The sequence below is a fragment of the Bacillus sp. AP50 genome (genome assembly GCF_040492675.1).
GTDB classification, from domain to species: Bacteria; Bacillota; Bacilli; order Bacillales; family Bacillaceae_G; genus Bacillus_A; species Bacillus_A cereus.
Map to the genome: position 1 here is coordinate 1 of NZ_JBEUTW010000287.1, position 6226 is coordinate 6226.

The window sequence follows — 6226 nt, forward strand, 5'->3', positions numbered from 1 at the left end:
GTAGTGTACGCGTGGTTTATCTCCGATGTTATGTTCAGCATTCTGAAGACCCCTCAAGGCTATGTGTTATGTTCCGTTCGTACAACACGCGGTGTAGATGATACGCCGTACTTAGACTTATGGGTTAACGGTAGCACGGTACTTAATGAGAAGGGTACTTACAGTATTCCTGAGTACTTACAGAATGCAGAGTTCATGCTAAGTGTAAATCTCCCTGATACGGATATGCACTTGGATGAGGTTGGGTATGAAGTCAAAGACAAGAGCTTTACCTTAGTTAGGTCGTTTTCTAAGCTCAAAGACTTCTTCATTGGGTTACCTTTTACATCAAGCTGGGAGCCTAGTGCTCCTATTATGCGAGACCAAAAGGACATCACTCTCACAGACAAAGCCACACTACTTCGTTATACCATCATGGTTAACAATACAGGTAGCTTTAATGTGAAGATTAAGGATGATATTACGGATGTGTTGGATATTGACAGTACTGCTTTGACTTGGAGTACTACCGAGTTAGGGAAGTCACGAATCAATACGCGTAGCACAACTGTAATCCCATGTCGAACTCTTGCTCGTACAACCTCCTGTGTATTCAGTACCAGTAGCACATACGATATGAATGTGCTTCAGTTAGGATACACATTTAAACTATCTGAGAAACGGAGACGTTGGAATGTTTAACAGCGCAATCTCTGGATTCAGTGCAGGTCACAGTATCGGCGGTTCGTTGCATAAATCAGGTGTTGTATCATCCTCTAAAGCTGCATCGTATGGCGGCGCAATAGGCGCTGCTATCGGTCTAGTCGCGGATATGTACAGCCTGAACATGGCGAACAAGCAGGCTAAGAAAGAGTACCAGCTTGTTCAACAACGTAACAATATTGTATTCCGAGAAATGGCTAGTGCATTGGCCGATAATGCACGACAACTGACTGTAATCCAGCAACAGACTGCTGGTGCTTTATATGATATTCAAGGCCAGAAGAAATCCGTCCAGAGTACCACGGCTGCTCAATTAGCGGCTGTGGGTATGGCGGGTGCTTCATACCAGCAAGTCCAACAGAATTACAGTCAACAAGCAGAAGCTGCGAGTGCCCGTACTATGCAGAACTACCTGACTGAGGCTGCGGATAACCGTGACCAAGGTCGAGCAATTATAAACAACGCTATCAATCAGACACAGGGTGCAAGCACAACTGCTGTACAAATCCCTAGTCTCGATATGGGCGGTATGTTCACAGCGCTTAGTACTGGATTTGAAGATTTTAAATCTCGTAAGACAGCAGCAACCCCTGCTACACAGAGTACGAACTCAGGCTTAGGTCTGGGTTCTATTGGTAGCACTCAGTACGGTATAGCCGCTCCTGGGTCTAACGTAGGTACAGGCCTACGCTTTAGTACACGCTTAGGCGTATAAGGAAACTATGGATACTGTTATTAAACTACCTGAACTCCGCACAGGTTCTGTATCATTCAACCCCGCAGTACGCGGAGTTCACGATGGTGTAAACGTGGATTACTTCGGGGAAACTAACACGTTCTTTCAGAAGAACCTCCCAACATTAGCTAATGCTATGAACAAGAAGCTTGAGGATAATCTGAAGTCCAGTATTATGCGTGGACGCTTAGATGCTCAGGCTGACCAGATTCAATCAGAGCTCCCTGCTGGGGAGCGATACGGTTATCGTATTGGTGTGGCGTATGAACAAGGTTTGCAGTACCAACAGGTACGATTAGCGGAGCATGCACAATCCTATAAGGATGCTAAGTTCGCTGGTGCGTCTGAGGAAGACCTCAAGCGTATTCACATGCAGACCCTCCAAGACATCAATACGCAGTTAACCAATGATGATGCACTCACGGATGAGTACAAGGATATTCTCCGTGAATCTGCTTTAAACAATCTGGATATTATGATGAAAGCTGAGGCTACATCTAATAAACAGTACAACGAAATGCAGTACGGTAACAACATCGCTAATACTGCGGTTGGTACACGTAATGCTTTAGTAGCAGCAGCAAGCGCTGGTAATACATCAGGTGCTCTGAATGCTATTCGTGATATGTTCAATCAGAACCTTGCTCTGGAGTACCAACAAGGTAACTACAAGAACGCACGTGCCGATGTATCCAAGCGTATGAGTACCTTACTCGGTACAATCGGTGCTGGCTTTGATGCACAAAACCCTGCGGATGTTCAAGCGTATCAGTTCTTAGCTAATCTCCCTGTGAATGAGCTTCAGGATATTATTTCGCCTGAGGATATGGCAGATGTGCAGATTCAAGTAAGTAAGATGCGTGACGATGTTCGTAATGAGAACGGCGTGAAGTCTCAGATTGCTTTGCAGGACATTGAGTTCCGTATCCGTAGCGGTACTGAGTTCACAGTTCCTGATGCGCAGGCGCTCGTTAACCAAGCTCTTGCTGAGGCAGAAGCAGGTACAATTAGTACCGCTAATGCTCGTCAGATTATTGACCGTGTTTCTTCATTGATGGATTTGAGTGCTGCACAACAGCAGAAGATTTCAAGTGACCCTCTTGCATTAGTAGGTGTTACGTACACTCAAGCCCTTGCCTCTGGTCAGGGTACTCAATGGATTAATGCACAAGAGCAGAATGCCTTACAGGCTTTCGGTGGTAATCGTGCCCAAGCTGGTACACAGATGTTGAACCTTGCATATCAGAATACCAGTCCTGATTTGTGGGAGCGTGGCGGTAAGCTACTGGCTTCTGAGATTAGTATGGCGTTCTCGTACTCGTCTCCTGAATCCTTTGACCAAGCCAGTAACAACGTGACGGCTTCTGAGGCATTCAATTCATTCAAGAGTATGTACGCACTTAGTGCAAACAACCCTGCATTCCAAGAAGCACTTCTAGGTACATTAGGTACTAAGGATGCTGCCTTTATCAGTAATGTACTCCGCCAGAATCCAAACATCCAGTTGCGTGACCTTATCGGTCGTAAAAAGCAATGGGATGACACATCTGGCTCAGTACGTCAAGATAACATTGTACAGGTGTCTAAGAGTATGGATGCTAGTCAATTCAAGTCTCCTTTCCGTGCTGGTCATATGCTCGTAGGTTGGCGTAGTCCTGCTGAAGAAGCTGTCGGCTCTCGTGCTATGGCGTATGCCAAGAATATATTGAGCTCTGAAGCTCCTACCCTCGCCTTAAGTGGTGTGAACGTAGGGACTAAAGAAGATGCTATGACTGTGTTACGCTCTCGTGGTAATGTAGGCGAGACTGAGTACAGTACCTATAGTATTAGTACGAAACTGAGTGAACGCCTGCGTAGTATTGGCGGTACGAAGTCTAATACTGAGGTTGGTGCTGTGCTTACTCGTTTACAACGTAAGTACGGGGAGGGCGACCCAGAGCGTGTGTTCATTGATGGCTCACACAATGCTGGTGGTGTGCGTTTGGAGTTGTTAGAACGTGATGGCTCACATCGCCGTACTGTGTATGTACCTGAATCTGAGTTCAGTGAAGAGTACGCTAAGTACCTTACTGCTCTTCGTACGCCGTCCTATGGCGGTACAACAAGTGCGTTCTCTGGTGCTGCTAACGTAGTGAATGATAGTGATGCTAAACGCCGTTTGGCTGACTTGGATAAACGTGCTGCTGAGGCTAAGGCGTATGTTCAACGTGAAGCTAAGCGTACTAGGCGCCAAGCTACCCCTGCACCTGTGTTGGATATTCAACGTGGTAAGGCTCCTGTACGGAACTCACCATTAGCTCAGAGTGCACCAAGTGCTCAAAGTACCTCTAGTACTCGCTCTTCAGGGAAGTTATCTCGAAAAGATATTCTCCGTCAAGAGATTGATAATGAAAGTGCTGCATTGGATAAACTCCAAGCAGAGTTGAAACGCGGTGTATCCAATACCCGTGCTGCTGAAATTAAAGCTGAGGCTGATGACCGTAAAATGAACATTCAGTCCATCTCTCGTGAACTCTCTCGTTAGGAGGAACTATGGCGGATTTAACCGTACCCGAAAGTGCACAAGGCGCTTTCAACCCTGTACAATCTGGACAGGAACGTCTCGGTGTAGCTATCCCTAGTGCACCGATGCCGAATGTACAGGCTAGTGCTAAGGTACAGAAAGCCGCCAGTACGTACAAACAAGATGCTCAAGCACTCATTACTGACACTAAGTCTGGTACTGTAGGTGCGTACACTCCGTTGTTTGAATCAGACCCTGAGCGTATCCGTGCTACACGTATGGAATCGCTTGGGGCTAGTATGTTCCCTATGGCTCGTCAGGTTATTGACGCATGGGAGGAGCAATCCCGTGGCTTTGAACGCCAACAAGGATACAATGTACTAGATGATTTAGGCGAACGTGTTCAGAAAGAATTACCTGATATTAGTCCTGAGGAACGTTCATTCCTTATGGAGGCTCGTAGCTCCGAGCAAATGAATCACAGACTGCAACGAGTGTTCTCTGAACGCTTACGCCGTCAGGCTCAGGCTGATAACCCTGTAACTTCGTTTATAGGTGAAACAATTGATGTAACTGCGTTGATGGGTGTCGGCGGTGCTGCTGTTCCTAAGGCGTATCAAGTATCTCGTGCTGCTGCATTTAGTGTAGGCGTTGGTGCTGCGGGTATAACTACTGCTAGCACTCAAGGCTATGACATGCGCTCCGAGAACCAAAAGCTTTTAGACATGTTCTTTGTTGGGGCTGGTGCTGCGTTTGGTGTAGGTGCAAGAGCGTCTAAAATCAAGAGCCTGAAGTCAGGTGAAGAGATTACCTCTGGTACTATCACTAAGGGCAGCACTTCTTTTTCTGAGAAAATTGACAACAGCATAAATTCTGTACCCGTGCAGGAAGCCCCCGTACAGCCCTCAGGAGGCGGTTTAAGCCCTGAGGCTACCAAGGGTATTCAGTACAGTCAGAACACGCTTAAAAAGGCCACAGGAGCCCAGCGTGAGGATATTCTGGAATCCTTAGGTGCAACGACTGAAGATATTCAGAAATCCCGTCTGCAATCCCCGAAAGAATTTCGTGAGACTGCAAGTTCGTACATGCGGATTCAAGCCCAACAGCAAGCCAGAACTCCTCGTGAGGATACTACAATTCGTGTATCAGCGCAGGAGGTACAAGGTAGCTCTGGTATGACCTCCCCGCGTACTGACCCTGCTGGTGGTGCTGTGAAGCACACAGATACGCTAGAGGTTCATACAGACGATGGTGTAGCGCATGTGCCTGTACGTGAGTTCGAGAACACAAACACAGAGGGTGCATGGGCTCGTGCTAAGGCGTTATATAAAGACGTACGTGATTCTCTGAGTTCTCGTGATGAACTAAAAGTGTACAGCGATTTCGTTCCTGATACACAAACACGTGAGCTCATTGGTGAGCGTCTGTTAGCTGACCCTGTGCATGATAATTATGATACTGTTATCGCTCGTGCTGTGACGCATAAACGCCGTGGTGAAACCTCTCTGCATATTCTGGATGAAACCTTAGGTGATGTAGTGCGTGAGTACTACGGCGGTGGTAGTCGTCTATCCCAATTTAATCCATTGCAACGTGCTGCTCAGAACCGTGCAGAACGTGCTGCTCAACGTGACTTCAGTACTACGCTGATGCGTGTGCAAGCCTTAGAGGATGATGCGATTGCAGCAGGTAATAAGTTCAACCTTGATGCTGCATTGAATCGTGTTGCTCCTAATGATGGTATCAAACGAGTAGTAAGAGAGTACGTTGAGAGCATATGCAAGCAATGAAGCGTACTGGTGTTCGTGGTGCTGATGAATTACAAGCTCGTCAAGTGTACAGCCCATTACGTTGGGATTACAACGCTGTTATTGCTGGTACTCGCCGTGGTATTCCATTGGATGAGATTGCTCGCTGGTTCGGCTCTGATTTAGCAAGACGTTTCCCTGATTTAATTAAGGGAAATCGTACCGTTGAATCATTAGGCCATGAGTTCCTGCGTACCCAGAAAGAAATCCATTCTGGTCTGCATGGGCGTTTACAGGGTACTACCCGTGAATCATTAGAGGCGATGTTAACCAACCGTGGTATGAGTAATAAGGAAGCTACTGCGCTTACTGACAAGCTTTACAACACATCGCTTGACCGTGGTAAAGCACATAACCTGCATCGCCGTAACCGTTGGGATATGCAGAAACAGTACGCATATCAAGGACAGGTGTACACTCTAGCGGATTTCGCTGACCATAATATTATGGAGAACCTGCACACGTACAACCATATGA

The 6226-nt window shown here is 46.8% G+C and carries 5 protein-coding genes; all 5 read left to right on the forward strand.

Going from position 1 to position 6226, the window contains the following annotated elements:
* Nucleotides 1-681, forward strand: a 681-nt coding sequence (locus ABWK52_RS19985; RefSeq protein ID WP_353772090.1) for a hypothetical protein, incomplete at its 5' end; no start/stop codon positions are given.
* A 145-nt stretch (nt 682-826) separates the two neighbouring features.
* Nucleotides 827-1417, forward strand: coding sequence for a virion core protein, T7 gp14 family (locus ABWK52_RS29815; protein WP_438825466.1), 591 nt, complete (start codon nt 827-829; stop codon nt 1415-1417).
* 7 nt (nt 1418-1424) lie between these two features.
* Nucleotides 1425-3962 (forward strand): hypothetical protein, encoded by a 2538-nt coding sequence (locus tag ABWK52_RS20000; protein WP_353772093.1) that lies wholly within the window; start codon nt 1425-1427, stop codon nt 3960-3962.
* 8 nt (nt 3963-3970) lie between these two features.
* Nucleotides 3971-5731: a hypothetical protein gene (locus ABWK52_RS20005; RefSeq protein ID WP_353772094.1), complete on the forward strand. Its 1761-nt coding sequence runs from the start codon at nt 3971-3973 to the stop codon at nt 5729-5731.
* On the forward strand, nt 5728-6226 hold a 499-nt coding region (locus tag ABWK52_RS20010), incomplete at its 3' end, for a hypothetical protein (protein WP_353772095.1). The genes ABWK52_RS20005 and ABWK52_RS20010, both read left to right, overlap by 4 nt.